The organism is Streptomyces sp. NBC_01012, assembly GCF_045162755.1.
Classification (GTDB): domain Bacteria; phylum Actinomycetota; class Actinomycetes; order Streptomycetales; family Streptomycetaceae; genus Streptomyces.
The window spans coordinates 3,771,975-3,791,900 of record NZ_CP108688.1 but is presented as its reverse complement, the minus strand read 5'-3'; the positions used below and the strand labels follow the sequence as shown (position 1 = coordinate 3,791,900).

15 protein-coding genes and 1 riboswitch are annotated in these 19,926 nt (G+C 69.8%); of the genes, 10 read left to right on the top strand and 5 right to left on the bottom strand.

The window, feature by feature from the left end:
* Positions 1 to 144: 144 nt before the first annotated feature.
* From OG623_RS17115 to OG623_RS17105, 3 genes are all read left to right on the top strand, one after another.
* Complete coding sequence (locus tag OG623_RS17115; RefSeq protein WP_406147464.1) at positions 145 to 357, top strand: DUF5326 family protein; 213 nt, start codon at positions 145 to 147, stop codon at positions 355 to 357.
* A 251-nt stretch (positions 358 to 608) separates the two neighbouring features.
* Positions 609 to 1,376, top strand: a complete 768-nt coding sequence (locus OG623_RS17110; protein WP_406147462.1) for an IclR family transcriptional regulator — start codon at positions 609 to 611, stop codon at positions 1,374 to 1,376.
* A gap of 101 nt (positions 1,377 to 1,477) precedes the next feature.
* Complete coding sequence (locus OG623_RS17105) at positions 1,478 to 1,915, top strand: SsgA family sporulation/cell division regulator (RefSeq protein WP_073750747.1); 438 nt, start codon at positions 1,478 to 1,480, stop codon at positions 1,913 to 1,915.
* Positions 1,916 to 1,931: 16 nt separating this feature from the next.
* On the opposite strand, the gene OG623_RS17100 is transcribed toward OG623_RS17105, so the two are convergent.
* Entirely contained in the window at positions 1,932 to 3,287 is a 1,356-nt protein-coding gene (locus OG623_RS17100; RefSeq protein WP_406147461.1) for a YibE/F family protein, read from the bottom strand.
* Between the two features lie 71 nt (positions 3,288 to 3,358).
* A riboswitch (TPP riboswitch) is annotated at positions 3,359 to 3,492 on the top strand.
* Here OG623_RS17100 and thiC point away from each other — a divergent pair.
* Both thiC and OG623_RS17090 read left to right on the top strand, forming a co-directional pair.
* Positions 3,485 to 5,293 (top strand): phosphomethylpyrimidine synthase ThiC, encoded by a 1,809-nt coding sequence (gene thiC, locus OG623_RS17095; RefSeq protein ID WP_406147460.1) that lies wholly within the window; start codon positions 3,485 to 3,487, stop codon positions 5,291 to 5,293. It overlaps the preceding riboswitch by 8 nt.
* 163 nt (positions 5,294 to 5,456) lie before the next feature.
* Positions 5,457 to 7,148, top strand: a complete 1,692-nt coding sequence (locus tag OG623_RS17090; protein ID WP_406147458.1) for a DUF885 domain-containing protein — start codon at positions 5,457 to 5,459, stop codon at positions 7,146 to 7,148.
* 11 nt (positions 7,149 to 7,159) lie between these two features.
* Here the strand turns inward: OG623_RS17090 and OG623_RS17085 are convergent, their stop codons facing one another.
* The gene (locus OG623_RS17085; RefSeq protein WP_406147456.1) at positions 7,160 to 7,801 is read right to left on the bottom strand and encodes a TetR/AcrR family transcriptional regulator; all 642 of its coding nucleotides are present in this window, start codon (positions 7,799 to 7,801) and stop codon (positions 7,160 to 7,162) included.
* A 121-nt stretch (positions 7,802 to 7,922) separates the two neighbouring features.
* On the opposite strand from OG623_RS17085, the gene OG623_RS17080 reads away from it, so the two are divergent.
* Complete coding sequence (locus tag OG623_RS17080) at positions 7,923 to 8,597, top strand: hypothetical protein (protein WP_406147454.1); 675 nt, start codon at positions 7,923 to 7,925, stop codon at positions 8,595 to 8,597.
* On the opposite strand, the gene OG623_RS17075 is transcribed toward OG623_RS17080, so the two are convergent.
* The 3 genes from OG623_RS17075 to OG623_RS17065 all read right to left on the bottom strand — a co-directional run bounded on the left by OG623_RS17075 (position 8,554) and on the right by OG623_RS17065 (position 11,905).
* Complete coding sequence (locus OG623_RS17075) at positions 8,554 to 9,378, bottom strand: hypothetical protein (RefSeq protein ID WP_406147453.1); 825 nt, start codon at positions 9,376 to 9,378, stop codon at positions 8,554 to 8,556. The genes OG623_RS17080 and OG623_RS17075 overlap by 44 nt on opposite strands.
* Before the next feature lie 181 nt (positions 9,379 to 9,559).
* Positions 9,560 to 10,618, bottom strand: a complete 1,059-nt coding sequence (locus OG623_RS17070) for a metallophosphoesterase (protein WP_406147452.1) — start codon at positions 10,616 to 10,618, stop codon at positions 9,560 to 9,562.
* 174 nt (positions 10,619 to 10,792) lie between these two features.
* On the bottom strand, positions 10,793 to 11,905 hold the full coding sequence (locus tag OG623_RS17065; RefSeq protein WP_104787461.1) for a LacI family DNA-binding transcriptional regulator: 1,113 nt from the start codon (positions 11,903 to 11,905) through the stop codon (positions 10,793 to 10,795).
* Between the two features lie 402 nt (positions 11,906 to 12,307).
* Here OG623_RS17065 and hisC point away from each other — a divergent pair, with 402 nt between their 5' ends.
* From hisC to cydD, 4 genes are all read left to right on the top strand, one after another.
* The gene (gene hisC, locus OG623_RS17060; protein WP_406147451.1) at positions 12,308 to 13,387 is read left to right on the top strand and encodes a histidinol-phosphate transaminase; all 1,080 of its coding nucleotides are present in this window, start codon (positions 12,308 to 12,310) and stop codon (positions 13,385 to 13,387) included.
* A 381-nt stretch (positions 13,388 to 13,768) separates the two neighbouring features.
* The gene (locus OG623_RS17055) at positions 13,769 to 15,277 is read left to right on the top strand and encodes a cytochrome ubiquinol oxidase subunit I (protein WP_406147450.1); all 1,509 of its coding nucleotides are present in this window, start codon (positions 13,769 to 13,771) and stop codon (positions 15,275 to 15,277) included.
* 19 nt (positions 15,278 to 15,296) lie between these two features.
* Positions 15,297 to 16,298, top strand: a complete 1,002-nt coding sequence (cydB, locus tag OG623_RS17050; RefSeq protein WP_406147449.1) for a cytochrome d ubiquinol oxidase subunit II — start codon at positions 15,297 to 15,299, stop codon at positions 16,296 to 16,298.
* Positions 16,299 to 16,354: 56 nt separating this feature from the next.
* A complete protein-coding gene (cydD, locus tag OG623_RS17045; protein ID WP_406147448.1) occupies positions 16,355 to 19,918 on the top strand; it encodes a thiol reductant ABC exporter subunit CydD in 3,564 nt (1,187 codons plus the stop codon).
* Positions 19,919 to 19,926: the final 8 nt, after the last annotated feature.

The window sequence follows — 19,926 nt, the reverse complement described above, 5'->3', positions numbered from 1 at the left end:
GGGGTTTTCACCGGTGCCGGGCCTCGAGAAGCCCCGATGTTCCCTAGGGGATCACTCAGGGGAGTTCAAGGGCTCCCGGGTCCCTGTGGACCGTCCCGCGCCTCTAGCATCGAAGCAGGAACTCATAGAGACGAGGTAGCGGCGATGGCGGTGCAGGAGATTTTCGCAGGGATGCCCTGGTGGGTGAAGTGGGTCGCGGTGCCTCTCATCGTGCTCGTCGTGTTCGGCGGCCTGATCGCCAGCGTGGTCGGGTTCGTCATCAGTCTGCTGTTCAAGGTGCTGGTGCTCGTCGTGCTGGTGGGCGCCCTGGTCTTCGTCGTGCGGAAGTTCATGTCCTCGTCGGGCCGCGGCTGGTAGAGCGGCCGGCAGGGACCGGGGATTCGACGATTAGCCCAGCTGAGCTAAGTCACGGTCGAAACCTCACTCGTGACTGACCGTGCCGATACAGTGGCGTACCGCTGCCGCCAGCTGGGAAACGACGGTCCGTCACCACCCTGCCCAGTGGTTTGTGCGACCGTCCGGTCTCCGGACCCCAGGCTCGCGGCGGGCCCGTGGGGGCGGCCCCCGCGGGAGGGCTGAAAGCCCGTCACCATGCCTGGGGGTGACCTGTGACCACGGCATCGAGTACCGCTGTCCCGACGTTGATCGGTTCGGTTCAGCGGGCGTTGAGACTTATGGAGGCTGTGGGCACCCATCGGGACGGAGCGCCGGCCAAGCAGCTCGCCCGGGAGGCGGGGCTTCCTCTCCCCACCGCCTACCACCTGCTGCGGACCCTGACCCATGAGGGGTATCTCCGCAGGGAGAACGGCGTCTTCCTGTTCGGAGCGGCGGCCGAGCGCCTGGGCGGAGGCCCTGCGACGCCGCGTCCCGGTGTGATCGTCGAGTCGCTCGCGCACTGGGCCGATGTCATCGGCGCCCCCGTGTACTGCGCCCTCTACAAGGACGGCGAGATCGAGATAATCGCTGTCGCCGAGACTCCGGCCGTCTCCGCGGTGCACGAATGGGCCTCGTTCCGTGAGACGGGCCATGCCCACGCCCTCGGTCAGTGCCTCCTCGGGCAGCTGGACGAGCGTGCGCGTGAGGATCATCTGGACCGGCACCCAGTCCGGCCGCTGACCCGTTACTCCGTGAGGGACCGTCAGGCGCTGCTGCACCGGCTGCGGACGATGAAGCGTACGGAGCCCGTCATCGAGCGGCAGGAGTACGCCTTGGGGACGGTCTGCGCGGCCATTCCGATCACTGTCGGTTCCGCCGTGGCGGCCATGGCTGTATCTCTCCCCCTGCATCAGGAAGAACGGTTGCGCCCCGCAGTCGAACAACTACGCTGCGAAGTGACGACTCTCTTGCGCTCGTTCGTGTTCTCTATCAGTATCTGAAAAATCACTCCTTGTGATCTGCTATCGCGTGCACCACGATGGCGTCAATAGGGCCATGGGGGATCATTCCTGGCCAGTTTCATCTACTGCGGGGTTGAACGATGCGCGAGTCGGTTCAAGCAGAGGTCATGATGAGCTTCCTCGTCTCCGAGGAGCTCTCCTTCCGTATTCCGGTGGAGCTCCGGTACGAGGTCAGTGATCCGTACGCGATCCGGATGACCTTCCACCTGCCGGGTGACGCCCCCGTCACCTGGGCATTCGGCCGTGAGCTACTGCTCGACGGTCTCAACAGCCCCAGCGGCGACGGCGATGTGCACATCGGCCCGACCGAGCCCGAAGGGCTGTCGGATGTACACATCCGCCTTCAGGTCGGTGCGGACCGTGCGCTCTTCAGGGCCGGCACGGCACCTCTTGTGGCATTTCTCGACCGTACGGACAAGCTGGTGCCGCTGGGGCAGGAGCACACGCTGGGTGACTTCGACGGCAATCTGGAAGAGGCGCTGGGCCGCATCCTCGCCAAGGAGCAGAACGCCGGCTGAAACAGGAAGGTCCGGCTCACGCCTTGCGGCGCCGTCCCCTCCCGGTCCGCGCGGGTGCAGGAGCTCCGGCTCCCGCGCCGAGCCCCGTGCGGTCCGCGGAGACCACCAGGGCAGCGAGCGCCGTCGTCACCGGTACCGAGGCGACCAGCCCGATCGATCCGACCAGGGTACGGACGATCTCCTCGGCGACCAGCTCGCTGTTGGCCACCGTGCCGACGCTGCTCTGCGCGATGGAGAACAGCAGCAGCAGCGGAAGAGCCGCGCCGGCGTAGGCGAGTACGAGTGTGTTGACGACCGAGGCGATGTGGTCGCGCCCGATCCGGATACCCGCCCGGTAGAGGCCGCGCGCGCCCATGGCCGGATCGGCCTGGTGCAGCTCCCAGACCGCCGACGTCTGGGTCACGGTCACATCGTCGAGCACACCGAGCGAGCCGATGATCACACCGGCGAGCAGCAGGCCGCTCATGTCGATGTCCGGGTAGAGCCCATGGATCAGACCGGTGTTGTCGTCCGTGTTCCCGGACAGGACGGCCCAGCCGATGAAGAGCGAGCCCAGCAGCCCGATCAGCACCAGCGAGATGAGTGTGCCGAGGACGGCCACGGAGGTGCGGGCCGTCAGTCCGTGGCAGGTGTAGAGGGCGATCAGCATGATGGCGCTCGCCCCGATCACCGCGACGACCAGGGGATTGGAGCCCTGGAGGATCGCCGGCAGGATGAACAGGGTCAGCACGGCGAAGGAGACGGCGAGCGCGACCAGCGCCATGAGTCCGCGCAGTCTGCCCACCACGATCACCGCGAGGGCGAAGATCCCGGCGAGCAGAGCCATCGGGAACGCGCGGTCCACGTCGGTCACCGAATACTGCAGGTCCCGGGGCGCGTCGGGAGCGTACGCCACGACCACCCCCTGGCCCTCGCGCAGTTGTCGCGGGGCGTCGGGCTGGACGACCTCGACGAACGTACGGCCCTTGTCCTTACCGCTGGTCACCTCGACCGTGGCCTTCTTGCACTTCCCGGTCTGCTCGTTGACCGCTTCCTGACCGGCCGCGGTGGACGTGTCGCCGGTCGCCGGCACCTGCGAGGCGTTGACATCCGCGCAGTTGACCGACACGACCTTCGTGACCCGCCCGTCCTGGGTCTGCCGGTCGAAGCCGACACCCGTGCGTTCATGGGCCGGCGCACCGCCGGGCCAGAAGGCCACGAGGCCGACGACGACCGCGGCGGCGAAGGGGATCAGTACAGCCGCGATGACCTTGCGAAGGTGCTTGGACACCGGCGCTGCGGGGCCGTGGCTGTGGGTGTGGCCATGCGCATGGCTCTGGGTGCTGCCTGATGCGGGGCCGTGGGGTTCGGGGGCACTCGGAGGGGACGTCACCCGGCGATCATCCCAAGAACCGGGGAGGCCCTCTGGCCAGCGCGCCAGAACGAGGGTTAGCGTGGGGACGCATTTGTACACGCGGGAGCTCGGAGCACCGGGCTGAGAGGGCGCTGACCTCCGTATATCCATACGGGACACGCTGCGCCGACCGCCGAACCTGTTACCGGGTAATGCCGGCGTAGGGAGTAGGTCTCATGACCACAGCGGACGCACGCACGCCTGCCTCGAAGCGGAACGCGCAGAACGACGAGGCCGGGAAGTCCATCGGCTGGCACAAGGGATACATCCAGGGCTCACGCCCGGATCTCCGGGTGCCGGTCCGCCAGGTGCACCTCACCAACGGCAAGGACGTGACGCTGTACGACACGTCGGGGCCGTACACCGACCCCACCACGGACACCGATGTACGCCGGGGGCTCGCCCCGCTGCGACAGCACTGGATCACCGCCCGCGGGGACACCGCGGAGTACGCGGGCCGCCCCGTGCGCCCCGAGGACGACGGGCTCAAGCACACCTCCCCGAGGGGCGGCCTGCGCAATCTCGACGCGGTCTTCCCCGGGCGCCCGCGGCAGCCGCGCCGCAGCCGGGACGGCGGTCCCGTCACCCAGCTCGCGTACGCCCGCCGGGGGGAGATCACCCCGGAGATGGAGTACGTGGCGATCCGGGAGAACGTCGAACCCGAGGTCGTGCGGGAGGAGATCGCGGCGGGCCGGGCCGTCCTGCCCGCCAACGTCAACCACCCGGAGATCGAGCCGATGATCATCGGCAAGCGCTTCCTGGTGAAGGTCAACGCCAACATCGGCAACTCCGCGGTCACCTCCTCCATCGAGGAGGAGGTGGACAAGATGACCTGGGCCACCACGTGGGGCGCCGACACGGTCATGGACCTCTCCACCGGCCGCAACATCCACACCACCCGCGAGTGGGTCCTGCGCAACTCCCCCGTGCCGATCGGCACGGTCCCCCTCTACCAGGCGCTCGAGAAGGTCGACGGCCGGGCCGAGGAGCTGACCTGGGAGATCTACAAGGACACCGTCGTCGAGCAGGCCGAACAGGGCGTCGACTACATGACGGTGCACGCCGGCGTCCGGCTGCCGTACGTCCCGCTGACGGCCCGCCGCAAGACCGGAATCGTCTCGCGCGGCGGATCCATCATGGCGGCGTGGTGCCTGGCCCACCACAAGGAGTCGTTCCTCTACGAACACTTCGAGGAGCTCTGCGAGATCCTCGCGGCGTACGACGTGACGTACTCGCTGGGTGACGGGCTGCGCCCCGGCTCCATCGCCGACGCCAACGACGAGGCGCAGTTCGCCGAGCTCCGGACGCTCGGTGAACTCAACACCGTCGCCAAGCGGTTCGGTGTGCAGACGATGATCGAGGGCCCCGGGCATGTCCCGATGCACAAGATCAAGGAGAACATCGACCTCCAGCAGGAGATCTGCGAGGAGGCCCCGTTCTACACCCTGGGCCCCCTCACCACGGACGTCGCGCCCGCGTACGACCACATCACCTCGGGCATCGGCGCGGCGATGATCGCCTGGTGGGGGACTGCGATGCTCTGCTACGTCACGCCCAAGGAGCACCTGGGGCTGCCCGACCGCGACGACGTGAAGACGGGTGTCATCACGTACAAGATCGCCGCCCATGCCGCGGACCTCGCCAAGGGGCATCCCGGGGCGCAGGAGTGGGACGACGCGCTGTCGGACGCGCGGTTCGAGTTCCGCTGGGAGGACCAGTTCAACCTGGCGCTCGACCCCGACACCGCACGGGAGTTCCATGACGAGACGCTGCCGGCCGAGCCGGCGAAGACGGCACACTTCTGCTCGATGTGCGGGCCGAAGTTCTGCTCGATGAAGATCTCCCACGACATCCGGCGGGAGCACGGCGTCGGACCCACGGTCGTCGACACCGAGTTCGACGCGGAGGCGCTCGCCGGTATGGCGGAGAAGTCCCAGGAGTTCGCGGCCAGGGGCAACCGGGTGTACCTCCCGCTGGCCGACTGACACCCTGCGGAGCAGGCGCTGTTCCGGTGGGGCGGACGAAGCCCCTCCGGAACAGCGCCTCCCGGAGGGCGCCGCCCACGGGCGTGGTCCGGTTCCCTGGGTTCCGGACGGCCGGCTGTCCGAGAGCCCGGCGCGGGGACCTGCGGCGCGTCAGGATGTCCCCATGCCCATCGAATCGGTCACCCCGCGCAGCATCGCCGACAGCCACCTCGATCAGGTGGCCGCGCACAACCCCATGACGTCCGCCTGGCTGGGCCTCGACCGGGGCGACGACCGGCAGCCGGACCTCTCGCCCGAGGGCTTCGAGGCGCTCGCCGATGTCTCCCGCCACAGTCTCGCCGCACTCGACGCCGCGCCTGTACCGGACGATCCCGCTGAACAGGCCTGCGCCCGGCTGCTGCGTGAACGCCTCACCGCCGAGCTCGCGATGCACGACACCGGCGAGAACTTCCGGCAACTGCGCACCGTGGGCGCGCACGTCGACCAGATACGGACGATCTTCACCCTCATGCCCACGGCCACCGACGAGGACTGGGCGGCGGTCGCGGGGCGGCTGCGCAATCTCCCCGGCGCGCTCGACGGATACCGGGCCACCCTCACCGAAGGGATGTCCCGCGGTCTGCTCGCCGCCCCACGGCAGGCTGCCGGGATCATCGGCCAGCTCACCGACTGGACCGGGGAGGCCGACCGGCAGCAAGGTGGCGGCGGTGCCGGATGGTTCGCGGGCTTCGTCGCGGGCGGCACCGACCGGATGCGCATCGAGCTCGACGCCGCAGAGCTCCGGGCCACCGCCGCGGTCTCCGAGTTCCGCGACTGGCTGCGCGACACCTACGCCCCCGCGGCGGCGGACACCCCGGACGCCGTCGGCCGGGAGCGCTATCTGCACGCCGCCCGCCACAACACGGGTGCCGAGCTCGATCTGGACGAGGCCTACGCCTGGGCCTGGCACGAGTTCCACCGGACGCTCGCCGAGATGCGCGTCGAGGCCGAGCGGGTCCTGCCCGGCGCCACGCTCCTCGATGCCATGCACCACCTGGACGAGCACGGCCACGCGGTCAAGGGCGAGGAGGCCATCCGTGACTGGTTGCAGCAGCTGATGGACGAGGCGGTGGACGCCCTGGACGGCAGCCACTTCGACCTCTCGGGGCCGATCCGCAAGGTCGAGTCCCGGATCGCGCCGGCGGGCAGCGCCTCCGGGCCCTACTACCAGGGTCCCAGCCTCGACTTCAGCCGCCCCGGACGCACCTATCTGCCCACCCTCGGCCAGGAGAGCTTCCCGACCTGGCAGCTCGTCAGCATCTGGTACCACGAAGGCGTCCCTGGGCATCATCTGCAACTCGCCCGGTGGGCCGCGGTCGCCGACCGGCTCAGCCGCTACCAGGTCACCGAGGGCATGGTCAGCGCCAACGTCGAGGGCTGGGCCCTGTACGCCGAACGCTTCATGGACGATCTGGGCTTCTATTCCGAACCCGCGCGCCGCCTCGGCTTCCTCGACGGGCAGATGCTGCGCACGATACGGGTGATCATCGACATCGGGATGCACCTCGAACTCGCCATCCCCGCCGACTCGGGCTTCCACCCCGGCGAGCGCTGGACCGCTTCCCTCGCCGCGGAGTTCATGGCCACGTACAACGGCAGCCCGGCCGCCCGCCGCGCATCGGAGATCGACCGCTATCTCGGCTGGCCGGGACAGGCCATCGGCTACAAGCTCGGCGAACGCGTGTGGCTCCAGGGCCGCGAGGCCGCGAAGCGCCGCCAGGGCGCCGCCTTCGACCTCAGGGCCTGGCACATGAAGGCGCTCTCCCAGGGCTCGTTGGGCCTCGACGACCTGGCCGGCAATCTCGCGGAGCTGTAGCCCGCGACACGTCAGAGGCCCGTATCGGGGAGCACGGCGAGGCCCGCGCACAGGAGCCGCACACTGTGGACGTACTTCGCGTCCTGCGCCTCCTCCTCGGGGCCGGCGGCGGCGGCCACCGTCATCGGGAACCGCTGCCGCAACGCGACGGCCTCCTCGGCGTCGATGCTCATCGCGGGCGATTCGCTCTGCTCCTGGAGGACGAACCCGGTGACATGGCTGAGCAGCGCGTCCGCGCCGACGCCGAGACGGGTGGCGGGCACACCGCCGTCGCGCAGGGTCTCCAACAGCCGCTCCATCAGGGCCAGCGCCCCGGTGCTGAGGACCTTGGGGCTGTCGGCGAACATCACGGCTCCGCCGCGGTGGCGGCGCAGGGCGTGGCGCAGCGTGACGAGCTGCGCCTCGACGCGCTCCTGCCAGCGCCCATCGGGCCCCAGTTCGGCCAGGGCTGCGGTCCCCGCCTCGTACGCCTGGCGGGCGACGCGGTCCGCCATCAGCTGCACCAGGGCGCTCTTGCTGGGCACGTGGTAGTAGAGGCTCCCGGCGCGGGCGTCGAGCCGCTGCGCCACCCTGCGCATGGACAGGCCGTGGTAACCCGACTCGGCGAACTCCGCCATGCCGGCGTCGATGATCCGCTCCTCCGTCAACTTCATGGAGGCAGCCTACCGTTTTTCTAACACTGTTTGAATTTGGTCCGCCGTGAGGTTACCGTCGTCCTCGAATCACCTGGCGGACCGAAGGGGGGTGGTGGCGGTGGGCTCTCTGGTGTTCAACGTGACCACGGCTGCACTGATGGTTTTGATGTTCAAGGGTGGGATGGCCCTGCTCGGCGATGACTCCCTGCGGGAGCGACGCGTCCCCTGGTCGGCGGTGGGGCTGACTGCCCTCGTCGTCGCCGGGCTGGTGACGCAGCTGTGCTGGTCAGGAGCGATGGCGGCCTTCGACGCCGACCCGGCCAGGTCGGGCTGGTGGCGGATCGTCACCTCGGTCTTCATGCAGAACGGCGGCCTGTTCGGCGACGCGTGGAATCTCGTCACCCTCGCCGTCATCGCGGCGCTGGCGGCCTGGTTCTGGGGCGGCCCTCTCATGCTGGGCCTGTTCGCCGCCGGGATTCTGCTGCCGACATACGTCGACAGGCTGTTCGGCGCGAGTGACCGCGGCGTCGACCCGCGCAACTTCGCGGGGAGTTCAGGGGCGACCTACTTCCTGGCCGCCACGCTCGCCGCGCCTCTCCTGTTCCGTGTCCTGCGCGCCGGCCGGAGCGGCGTGGTCGCGAAGGAGGCGCTGCTCGCCCTCGGGGTGCCCGTGCTGGGCCTCGCGATGTGGATCGCCCAGTCCAACGGTCATGGGCTGGTCGCCGTGTACGGCTTCGTCCTGGGCGGGCTGGTCTGCCTGCCCGCCCGGGTCACTCCGGCCGGTGCTCAGGGCCGCCGAAGTCCGGGCTGGTGAAGTCGGGGCTGGTGAAGGTGGGGCGCGGGCCGGCGGACGGGCCTTCCTCGGGCCCGGAGAAGTCCGGCCTGCTGTAACCCATCTTCGGGATGCGTTCGGGCGAGCGGTGCGGCGTCCGCGACGCGGGTCCCGCCGTCGGATCGGCCAGCGCGTCCCGGAGGAAGGGCAGGACGCCGCGCTCCAGCAGGGCGTGGCGCCAGGCCTCCCGGGCGCGCGCCACGTCCTCCGGCAGTTCCTCCTCCTCGTCCACGGCCGGCAGCGCGGTGGCGCCGTTGCGCAGGGCGGTGACGAGGAGGCCCACCGCGGCGACGAGGATGGCGGCGGCGGCGACGGCGGCGAAGAACCACCCGGCGGTGACCATGGTCGTGGCGAAGGCCGGGGCGGGGCTGAGCGCCTTGAGCGGGTAGCCGATCACCAGGAATATCAACGCGGCCGTAGCCGCGAGCAGGGGTGCGAGCACGGCTATGACCGCGAGGGTGCCGGCGCCGCTGGGGGTGGCCTCGGCCGTGGCGGGTTCGAGGAGAGACCCCTGGGTGTCCAGGTCCCCCGTCCCGCGGACCTCGCCGCGGACCTTCACGTAGTGGTCGTACTCGGTGGCGGCCGCCGCGGTGATCAAGGGCGTGGCGTTGAGAGCCATCGTCCGCAGCTGTTCCGTGTTGAGACGGTCGCCGACTTCGTCCGGATCCGGTCGTATCTGAGCATGACGCAGCGCGTCGGCAAGGATCCGCTCGTACTCGGGGCGGTCCTCGGCCAGCAGGTGCGGAGCGCTATTCATGTGCATCCCCCGATGCTCCGTAGGGCCTGATCGACCGTGCGGGCCGGGCGATCGGGCGGAAACGGAGGAGAGCCTGCGACTGATACGCCGATGGTAGAGCGCCTACGGCACGGGGTGACAGGGTGTTTCCGGAAATAGGCCCAGCGGCTGACGGTGTCAGGTCGAGATGCGTCTGCCCCGGCGACCGTCAGTCATGCAGGGGAAGTTGGGCGACCAATAGCTTTCCGGCCATGGTCACGCCGCCGTCCATCGCGATGGCGAGCCCGTCCGCGTAGACGTGCGGACCGTTCACCACGGGCCGTGCGACCTCCTCGCCCTCCTCCGAACCGACCTCGCCGAGCAGGTACGGAATGGGGCTGTGACCGTGGACGACGCGCTGCCCGCCGTACGTCGACATCAGTTCGCGGACGGCCTGTGTGCCGCCCTCGTCACGGAAGGCGAACCGCTTGGTGAGTTTGCGGAAGAGGTCCCAGCACTCGTCGGCGTCGTTGCGCGTGAGAATGGCGTGCACCGTGTCGTTGACGTCCTCGATGGTGGAGCCGTAGTCGAGGTAGGTGGTCGCGTCGGAGTGCATCAGCAGATGCCCATCCTCCTCGACCACCGCGTCCAGCCGGGCCATCCACTGGAGGTGGACGTCCTGGAGCCGCTCCATGTCCGTCTTCTGGCCGCCGTTGAGCAGCCAGGCGGCCTGGAAGGTCGCGGTTCCCGCGCCGGAGTTCACGGGGGTGTCGCCGAACCTCTTGGCGCCGAGCAGCAGCAGCTCGTGGTTGCCCATGAGCGCCTTGCAGTACCCGCCGGCGGCGGCGGCCTCCGCGGAGAGGCGCATGACGAGGTCGATGACGCCGATACCGTCCGGGCCGCGGTCGGTGAAGTCGCCGAGGAACCAGAGCCTGGCGTTCCCCGCAGCCCACCGGCCGTCGGCGTCGGTGAGCCCCTGCTCGTGCAGGGCGGCCATGAGCTCGTCCAGATAGCCGTGGACGTCGCCGACGACGTACAGCGGACCCCGTCCGGAGTCGGCGGCGGGCCGGGGCTCCGGCACGGCCTCCACCTGGACGGTGTCGCCCCGGTTGATCACGGGCAGATCGCGCTCGGTGGGGGTGTACCCCTCCGGCGGTTCGTCGCCCCCCACGGCATTGCCCGGGTGCGGCGAGGGCGCGGGCACCGGCGCCTGCGCATACGGCGGTACGCGGAAGTCACGCAACGTCGCTGTCCGCACCACGGGTTCCTGACCGGCCCCCTGAGTCATCGACCCCTCCACCACCGTCGCGCCTCCGTACACCTGACGGTCCCTGCCTGGTAGTGGTGGTCCGCGGTGTCGTGCGCCCATCATAGGAATGCGGATCGTGCTGTGTGACGCACCAGGGGTGTTGAATCCGCGCGAGCACCCGGTTCATCGGTCGTTTAGTCCGGATTGCGCCGATCAGTCCCCGGCCGGTGATCGCGGAGGGCTGACCGTGGTGCGCGGCGGGCGCCGCTGTGAGGACGTCCGGACGATGAGCTCTGTCGGTATCACCTGCTCCACGGGACCGTCGTGTTCGACCCCCTCGATGGCGTCGATGAGGAGCTGGACGACAGCCGTGCCGATTCTGCGCGGCTTCAGCGAGAGCGTGGTGATGGGGGGCTCGGTGGCCGCGTACACCGTGGACTCGCTGCAGCAGACCAGCAGCAGGTCCTCGGGCACCCGCAGGCCGTAGCGGCGCGCGGCGGCGAGCAGGTCCGTGCCGTTGGGATCGAAGAGCCCGTAGACGGCGTCGGGACGGTCGGGACGGGCGAGGAGACGGTCCGCCGCGACGGCGCCCGCGCAGGGGTCGTGGGCCGGGTAGGACTCGTAGACGGGATCCTGGCCGACCCGCTCGCACCAGTGGAGATAGGCGGTGGTGGAGAGCCGAGTGTACGTGTCGGTGGTGGTCCCGGTCAGCAGCCCGATGCGGCGGGCTCCGGCGGCGGCGAGGTGGTCCAGGAGGTCGAGGACGGCCGCCCGGTGGTCGTTGTCGACCCAGGCGGTGACCGGCAGCGTGCCCGCCGGGCGGCCGTCGGAGACGACGGGCAGTCCCTGGCGCACGAGTTCGGTGACCACCGGGTCCTGGTCGGAGGGGTCGATGACGACCGTTCCGTCGAGCGCGACGTTCGACCACACGTCGTGGCGTGAGGTGGCGGGGAGGATCACGAGGGCGTAGCCACGGGCGAGCGCGGCCGATGTGGCCGCTCTCGCCATCTCCGCGAAGTACGCGAACTCGGTGAAGGTGAAAGGTTCGTCCCCGTAGGTGGTCACGGTCAGGCCGATGAGGCCGGACTTGCCGGTACGGAGGGTTCGGGCCGCCGCCGACGGGCGGTAGCCCAGCCGTTCGGCGACCTCGCGGACATGTCGGCGGGTGGCGTCCGGGAGCCTGCCCTTGCCGTTGAGGGCGTCGGACACGGTCGTGATGGAGACCCCGGCCGCCGCGGCGACGTCCCGGATCCCCGCCCGTCCTTGCCGGCCGCTGCGGCGGGGCGTCTCTGTCCGGCTCACCTGGTGCTTCCCTGCTGCTGTCATGGCGAGCCGATAGTAGGGCTCTGACGCATGGTCAGGCCGGTCGCATATGCACACGTTGACAGGCACGTTTCTGCATGATCATAAACGAGTAATTACCTTGTGAACAAAGGACGTTGAGCTGATCCACAGTGATGTGTCATGTGTCGACGCGCAGGAACCTGCCAAATGGTCCATGTCTCGAAGAGGTCTCAACTCACCTGTTCGAGGGATGCGCGCCACGGAGTGAGCGACCGGCGCGCGGCAGAATGCGCGGCGCTCCCCCTCTCGAAGGCGGCCGGAGCCGTGTGCGGCGGGCGTTTCCCGCCGGAGGAGACGATTTCGGATCCCGGCCGTTCGCACGGGTGCCCAATCCTCATAAGGTGAGCAGTATTGAACTGTACGGACGGTCGAGGAGGACCTGCGGTGAGCGAGACGAGCCCCAAGCTGCGCGCCGAGCTGGACGGCGTCCCTGCGTATGTGCCGGGCAAGCCGGCGTCCGCGGAGGGGCCGGTTGCCTTCAAGCTGTCCTCCAACGAGAACCCGTACCCCCCGTTGCCCGGCGTCATGGACTCGGTGCTCGCCGCGGCAGCCACGTTCAACAGGTACCCGGACATGGCCTGTACCGGCCTGATGAGCGAGCTGGCCGACCGGTTCGGGGTGCCGGTCTCCCATCTGGCGACCGGCACGGGTTCGGTCGGCGTCGCCCAGCAGCTGCTCCAGGCCACATCGGGCCCGGGCGACGAGGTCATCTACGCCTGGCGCTCCTTCGAGGCGTACCCGATCATCACGCAGGTCAGTGGTGCGACGTCGGTCCAGGTGCCGCTGACGGACGGCGAGGTGCACGACCTCGACGCCATGGCCGACGCGGTCACCGACCGTACCCGGATGATCTTCGTCTGCAATCCGAACAACCCGACCGGCACGGTGGTGCGCCGGGCGGAGCTCGAGCGCTTCCTGGACCGTGTTCCGGAGGATGTCCTGGTCGTGCTGGACGAGGCGTACAAGGAGTTCATCAGGGACGCGGACGTGCCGGACGGCATCGAGATCTACCGCGAGCGTCCCAATGTCGCGGTGCTGCGGACCTTCTCCAAGGCGTACGGCCTCGCGGGTCTGCGGGTCGGATTCGCGGTGGCGCACGAGCCCGTGGCGGCGGCGCTGCGCAAGACGGCCGTGCCCTTCGGGGTCAGCCAGGTCGCGCAGGACGCGGCTGTCGCCTCGCTGCGCGCCGAGGACGAGCTGCTGGGCCGGGTCGGATCGCTGGTCGGCGAGCGTGCCCGGGTGTACGAGGCGCTCGTGGAGCAGGGCTGGACCGTTCCCGAGTCCCAGGCGAACTTCGTCTGGCTGCGGCTCGGGGACCGCACGGTCGAGTTCGCCGGGATCTGCGAGCGGGCGGGCGTGGTCGTCCGGCCGTTCGCCGGTGATGGCGTACGGGTCACGATCGGGGAGGCCGAGGCCAACGACGTCTTCCTGAAGGTGGCGGAGGCCTTCCGCCGGGAGCGGTAGCGGCGCGGCAGCCGCCCGGACCCCCTCCGGTGGCCCCGGACCTCGATCACCGAGGTCCGGGGCCATGGTGCGTCCGGGGCATGGTGCGTCCGGGCCAGGTGCCGTGCATGGCCACGGTGCGGCCATGGCCGCTGCGGGCTTCCGGCCGTGCCCCGGAGAGCCGCTGCGGGCGTCCGGCCGTGCCCCGGAGAGCTGTCCGGTTTCGGCTGGCTCGGCCCGGTCGGCCGGAAAGCACCCCCCACTCGATGGCCTCGAAGACATGTGCGCCATAATTGCTTGTGAATGTGAACGCGTTCACAAGCGCGTCCCGTTTCCTCCCGAGATCGGGTGGTTCGACGGGCAGTCCGCGGGTGTGATCGCGGCGACGTAAGGAGAAGAGTCATGGATCTGGCTCTGGCACCAGAGACTCTGGCGCGATGGCAGTTCGGCATCACCACCGTCTACCACTTCCTGTTCGTCCCCCTGACGATCTCTCTTGCCGCGCTCACCGCCGGCCTGCAGACCGCCTGGGTGCGCACGGACAACGAGAAGTACCTCAGGGCGACCAAGTTCTGGGGCAAGCTCTTCCTGATCAACATCGCCATGGGCGTGGTCACCGGCATCGTCCAGGAGTTCCAGTTCGGCATGAACTGGTCCGACTACTCGCGCTTCGTCGGTGATGTCTTCGGCGCCCCGCTCGCCTTCGAGGCGCTGATCGCGTTCTTCTTCGAGTCCACCTTCATCGGCCTGTGGATCTTCGGCTGGGACAAGCTGCCGAAGAAGATCCATCTGGCCTGCATCTGGATGGTGTCCATCGGCACGATCCTCTCGACGTTCTTCATCCTGGCCGCCAACTCCTGGATGCAGCACCCGGTCGGCTTCCGGATCAACAAGGAACGCGGTCGCGCCGAGCTCACCGACTTCTGGCATGTGCTCACGCAGAACACGGCGCTCGCCCAGTTCTTCCACACGATCACCGCTGCCTTCCTCGTGGGCGGCGCCTTCATGGTCGGCATCGCCGCCTTCCACCTGGTGCGCAAGAGGCACATCCGGGTGATGCGGACCTCGCTGCGGCTCGGACTGGTCACCGTGGTGGTCGCCGGCCTGCTCACCGCCGTCAGCGGCGACGTGCTCGGCAAGGTGATGTTCAAGCAGCAGCCCATGAAGATGGCCGCGGCCGAGGCTCTGTGGGAGGGCGAGGACGGGGCGCCCTTCTCGCTCTTCGCGGTCGGCGACGTCGCCAAGGGACACAACACCGTCGAGGTCTCGATCCCCGGAATACTGTCCTTCCTCGCGGACGACACCTTCACCTCGTACATCCCCGGCATCAACGACATCAACAAGGCGGAGCAGGAGAAGTACGGACCGGGCGACTACCGGCCCAACATCCCGGTGGCGTTCTGGAGCTTCCGTTGGATGATCGGCTTCGGCATGGCCTCCTTCGGCCTGGGAATCCTGGGGCTCTGGCTGACGCGGAAGAAGTTCATGCTGCCGGAGGCGCTGCGCACCGGCGAGGACGACGTACCGCATCTGGTGCTCTTCAAGAACAAGGCCCTGAGTCCGAAGCTCGCCAGGCTCTACTGGATCACCGCCCTGTGGACCATGCTCTTCCCCCTGATCGCCAACTCCTGGGGCTGGATCTTCACCGAGACCGGACGCCAGCCCTGGGTGGTCTACGGGGTGTTCCAGACGCGCGACGCGGTCTCCCCCGGGGTCTCACAGGGCGAGGTCCTCACCTCCATGATCGGCTTCACCGCCCTCTACGCGGTGCTCGCCGTCATCGAGGTCAAGCTCCTCCTGAAGTACGTCAAGGCCGGACCGCCCGAGCTCACCGAGGCCGACCTCAACCCGCCCACCCGGATCGGCGGTCACGACCAGGACGCCGACCGGCCGATGGCCTTCTCCTACTGAGATCAAGCGGAGCTGAGAGATGGAACTCCACGACGTCTGGTTCGTGCTCATCGCCGTCCTGTGGACCGGCTACTTCTTCCTGGAGGGATTCGACTTCGGCATCGGGGTCCTCACCAAGCTGCTGGCCCGTGACCGCCAGGAGCGCCGGGTCCTGATCAACACGATCGGGCCGGTCTGGGACGGCAACGAGGTGTGGCTGCTCAGCGCGGGCGGCGCGACCTTCGCGGCCTTCCCGGAGTGGTACGCCACCCTGTTCTCCGGTTTCTACCTGCCTCTGCTGCTCATCCTGCTCTGCCTGATCGTGCGCGGGGTGGCCTTCGAGTACCGGGCGAAGCGTCCGGAGGAGCGGTGGCAGACCAACTGGGAGCACGCGATCTTCTGGACCTCGCTGATCCCGGCCGTTCTCTGGGGCGTGGCCTTCGGGAACATCGTCCGCGGCGTCAAGATCGATGCCGATATGGAGTACGTCGGCAACCTCTGGGACCTGATCAACCCGTACGCCGTGCTGGGCGGGCTGGTCACGCTGTTCCTCTTCACCTTCCACGGCGCGGTGTTCGCCGCGCTCAAGACCGTCGGGGACATCAGGGCGCGGGCGCGCGGGCTGGCCCTCAAGCTGGGCCTGGCCACCGCGGTGCTCGCGCTGGGCTTCCTCGCTTGGACCCAGGCCGACAACGGCAACGGCTGGAGCCTCGTGGCGATGATCGTCGCCGTGGTGTCGCTGGTCGCGGCCCTCGGAACCATCGCGGCGGGGCGCGAGGGCTGGTCCTTCGCGTTCTCCGGGGTGACCATCACGGCGGCCGTCGCCATGCTCTTCCTGACGCTCTTCCCGAACGTGATGCCGTCCTCGCTGAACGATGCCTGGAACCTGACGGTTTCCAACGCCTCGTCCAGCCCGTACACCCTCAAGATCATGACCTGGTGCGCCGGTGTCGCCACTCCGGTGGTGCTGCTGTACCAGGGCTGGACGTACTGGGTGTTCCGCAAGCGCATCGGCACGCACCACATCGCCGACGCGCACTGAGCCTGCGCTGAACGAATGAGGACGGACGCCATGAGCTCACTGGGGAGCTGTTTCACGTGAAACCGATCGACCCGCGACTGCTCAGGTACGCCCGAGCCACCCGGTTCTTCCTGGCGGCCGTGGTGGCGCTGGGCCTGGTCGGAGCCGTGCTGGTCATCGCCCAGGCGATGCTCGTCGCCGAAGTGGTGGTGGGCGGGTTCGAGGACGGGCTGACCGTCGCCGGACTCCGCACACCGCTGCTCCTGCTGGCCGCCGTCGCGCTGGGCCGGGCGCTCGTGGCCTGGCTGACCGAGTTGGCCGCGTACCGGGCGAGTGCCGCGGTCAAGTCCGAGCTGCGCGGCCGGCTCATGGAGCGCGCGTCCGGGCTGGGGCCGGACTGGCTGAGCGGGCAGCGCACCGGCTCGCTGATCGCTCTGGCCACCCGGGGCGTCGACGCCCTCGACGACTACTTCTCGCGGTATCTCCCGCAGCTCGGCCTCGCTGTCGTCGTGCCGGTGGCGGTGCTGGCCCGGATCGTCACCGAGGACTGGGTCTCGGCGGCGATCATCGTGGTCACGTTGCCGCTGATCCCGCTCTTCATGATCCTGATCGGCTGGGCCACCCAGTCCCGGACGGACCGTCAGTGGAGGCTGCTGTCGCGTCTTTCAGGGCACTTCCTCGATGTGGTGGCCGGACTGCCGACGCTGAAGGTCTTCGGACGGGCCAAGGCGCAGGCCGAATCGATCCGGACCATCACCTCGCAGTACCGCCGGGCCACGCTGAAGACGCTCCGGATCGCCTTTCTCTCCTCCTTCGCCCTGGAGTTGCTGGCGACTCTCTCCGTGGCTCTGGTCGCGGTGACGATCGGGATGCGGCTCGTCCATGGGGAGCTCGACCTCTACACGGGTCTGGTGGTGCTCATCCTTGCGCCGGAGGCATATCTGCCGATCCGACAGGTCGGCGCCCAGTACCACGCGGCCGCGGAGGGACTCTCGGCCGCTGAGGAGATCTTCGGGGTGCTGGAGAACGAGCCGGCGGCCGGTGGGTCCCAGGACGTTCCGCGGTCTCTGCGGCTGGAGCTGGACGGGGTGACGGTCCGGCACCAGGGCCGCACCGAACCCTCGTTGAACGACGCCTCCCTGGTGATCGAGGAGGGCGAGACCGTCGCTCTGGTCGGTCCCAGCGGGGTCGGCAAGTCCACGCTCCTCAGCGTGGTGCTGGGATTCACGGCGCCCGACGAGGGGCAGGTCCTGATCGGCGGAACCGATCTGTCCGCCCTCTCCCCCGGGCGCTGGCGCGAGCAGATCGCCTGGGTGCCCCAGCGCCCCCATCTCTTCGCCGGGACGATCGCGGAGAACGTACGCCTGGCCCGCCCGGACGCGGACGACGCGGCGGTCATGGCCGCGCTGCGGGAGGCAGGGGCGTACGACTTCGTGGCCGCGCTGCCGGAGGGCATGGGGACGGAGCTGGGGGAGGACGGTGCCGGGCTCTCCGCCGGGCAGCGTCAGCGGCTCGCTCTGGCGCGGGCCTTCCTCGCCGACCGGCCTCTGCTGCTGCTCGACGAGCCGACGGCGAGCCTGGACGGTGAGACGGAGGCGGGCATCGTCGAGGCGGTACGGAGGCTGGCGGCGGGACGCACGGTGCTGCTGGTCGTGCACCGGCCGGCGCTGCTCACGGTCGCCGACCGGGTGGTGCCCCTGGAGCCCTCCGCTCAGCCCGGCAGGACAGCCGTGGGTGCCCATGGCCTCGCGGATGAGGCGAAGGGCGCCTCGGGCATCCCGGACGGCGAGAAGCCGGCCGCGGGCGATGCCGGGCGTCCGGGTGCGGGGGAGCCCGAACTGCTCAGGGACGCAGCCCCCCGGGCCGGGGGCCGTGTGCTGGCCGGGGTGAGGGAGGCCGCGGGCTCCCAGCGCCGGAAGCTGGGCCTGGCTCTGCTGCTGGGCAGCCTCGCCGTGGGATCGTCCGTCGGACTCATGGCCGTCTCCGGATGGCTGATCTCCCGGGCCTCCGAGCAACCCCCGGTGCTGTATCTGATGGTGGCGGTCACCGCGACCCGGGCCTTCGGCCTGGGCCGGGCCGTCTTCCGCTACGCGGAGCGGCTGGTGTCCCACGACGCCGTGCTCAGGATGCTCGCCGAGCTCAGGGTGGCGGTGTACCGCGGTCTTGAACGCATCGCGCCCGCGGGCCTCCGGGCCACGCGCCGAGGCGACCTGCTGTCCCGGCTGGTCTCCGACGTGGACGCGTTGCAGGACTACTGGCTGCGCTGGCTGCTGCCCGCGGCGACCGCACTCCTGGTCGCCACGGGGGCCGTCGCCTTCACCGGCTGGCTGCTGCCGGAGGCAGGCGCGGTCCTGGCCGCAGGGCTGCTGCTCGCGGGTGTGGGCGTGCCCTGGCTGAGTGGGGCCATCGCGCGCCGTGCCGAGCGCCAACTGGCGCCCGCCCGGGCCGCGCTGGCCGTCCGCGTCGCCGATCTTCTCGGCGGGACGGCGGAGCTGACCGTCGCTGGTGCGCTGCCCGCCCGTAAGGAGCAGGTGCGCGCGGCGGACAGCGTCCTGACGCGGATCGCCGCGCGTGCGGCGACCGCGACCGCGCTGGGCGGCGGGCTCTCCGCCCTGATCTGCGGGCTCACCGTCGTGGGCGCGGCGATCGTCGCGCTGCCCGCCGTGTCGGACGGACGGCTGGCCGGGGTGGAGCTCGCGGTGGTCGTCCTCACGCCGCTGGCGGCGTTCGAGGCCGTCACGGGACTTCCGCTCGCCGTGCAGTACCGCCGCCGGGTCGAGCGGAGTGCCGAGCGGGTCTACGAGGTGCTGGACGGCTCCGTACCGGTCGGGGAACCGGCGGAGCCCGCCGAGGCACCCGCATCGCCCTTCCCTCTCGACGTACGAGGGCTGTCGGCACGCTACGAGGGCGCGGAGCACGACGCCCTGCACTCCGTCGATCTGACACTGCGCCCCGGCAGGAGGGTCGCCGTGGTGGGGCCGTCCGGCTCGGGCAAGACCACGCTCGCCCAGGTCCTGCTCCGCTTCTTGGACGCCAGGGAGGGGACGTACCGTCTCGGCGGCGTCGAAGCGTCCTCGCTCGACGGGGACACGGTCCGGACCTTCGTGGGGCTGTGCGCCCAGGACGCCCATGTCTTCGACAGTTCCATCCGCGAGAACCTGAGGCTCGCCCGGCCCGGCACGACGGACGACAGGCTGCGGGACGCCCTCGAAGCGGCCCGGCTGCTGGACTGGGTCCTGTCGCTGCCCGACGGCCTCGACACACTGGTGGGCGAACACGGGGCCCGGCTGTCGGGCGGCCAGCGGCAGCGGCTGGCGCTGGCCCGCGCGCTCCTGGCCGACTTCCCCGTACTCGTGCTCGACGAGCCCGCTGAGCACCTCGACCTGGCGACGGCGGACGCCCTGACCGCGGATCTGCTGGCCGCCACCGAAGGCCGTACGACCCTGTTGATCACGCACCGGCTGGCCGGGCTCGACGCGGTGGACGAGATCCTGGTGATGGACGGGGGCCGGGTGGTCCAGCGGGGACCGTACGCCGCTCTGGCCGCGCAGGACGGCCCGCTGCGGCGGATGCTCGCACGGGAGGAGGAGCAGGTGCGTACGGGGCCGGAGCTCATGGGGCCTGTGCCCGCACGGGTCTGAGAGCGGCG